This is a genomic window from Streptomyces sp. H39-C1, from assembly GCF_027158125.1.
Lineage (GTDB): Bacteria > Actinomycetota > Actinomycetes > Streptomycetales > Streptomycetaceae > Actinacidiphila > Actinacidiphila fildesensis.
In genome coordinates this window covers 1-1071 of record NZ_JAPVLS010000270.1, presented here as the reverse complement: position 1 = coordinate 1071, position 1071 = coordinate 1, and the positions used below count along the sequence as shown (strand labels likewise).

Annotated in this window: 1 pseudogene; it reads right to left on the bottom strand. The window is 66.3% G+C overall.

What is annotated here, in order from left to right:
* Nucleotides 1-23 precede the first annotated feature (23 nt).
* Nucleotides 24-997: pseudogene (locus O3W51_RS48150) on the bottom strand (IS5 family transposase).
* Nucleotides 998-1071 lie beyond the last annotated feature (74 nt).

Below are 1071 nucleotides of genomic sequence, written 5' to 3'. Positions count from 1 at the left end.
CTAGGGCGTGTGTGGGGTTGTGATCAAGGCTGTGATTCGAGGTGTCGGATCCAGAGGAGGCCGGCACATAATTCGAGTCCGGCCTGGTAGCTTTCGGGTTTTTTGTCGTAGCGGACGGCGAGGCCGCGCCAGTCCTTGATCTTGTTGATGGTGCGTTCGACGCTGTTGCGGAGCTTGTACAGCTGCTTGTCCCAGGTGACGGGCCGCCCGCCGCGTGAGCCGCGGTTCTTGCGGTGGGCGGCCTGATCCTTCTTCTCGGGGATGACCGCTTTGATCCGACGTTTACGCAGGTGGGAACGGTTCTTGCGGGACGAGTACGCCTTGTCGCCCGCGACTGCGTCGGGCCGGGTGCGGGGTCGACCGACTGGGCCGGGGACGCGGATCTTGTTCAGGACGGGGATGAACTGCGGACTGTCCCCGGCTTGCCCCGCGGTGATCTTGAGGGAGAGGGGCAGGCACTGCGGCACGCAGGACAGGTGCGTCTTGGTGGTCAGTCCGCCGCGGGAACGCCCCAGGTCAGCGGCGGCGAGCCGGGCCTTGCGGCGACGCCTCACCCGTCGTCGTTCCTCCCGCTCCGGGTCCGGTTGTCCGTCTTGTTCCTGGCTGGTGCCCCTTTTTCTGCGGCGGCCTTCTCCAACGCGTCCAGGATCTCGGGCTCCACGATCATCCCGGCAGCATCGTGATGGGCCCGGACCGTAGTCGAGTCCACGCTGACCAGCGACAAGTCCACCAAGCCCCGCTTCGCCGCCTCGGCGATCGCACCCTGGAACACCGCGGTGAACACCCCGGCATCCCGCCACTGTCGAAACCGGCCGTAAACGGTCGACCAGTGCCCGAACCGTTCGGGCAACTCCCGCCATTTCGCCCCGTTCCTGAACCGCCACACGACGCCCTCGAAGTGCGCCCGCAGGTTCTCCGGGTACGGCCCGTACTCACCGACCGGCAGGAACGGAGAGACGAACTCCCACTCAGCATCCGAAAGTTGAGGTCGAGACACCCCACCGTTCTACCCCAAAGCCCCCGCCCCTACCGCCCGGGGACCCACGAGATCACAACCCCACACACGCCCTA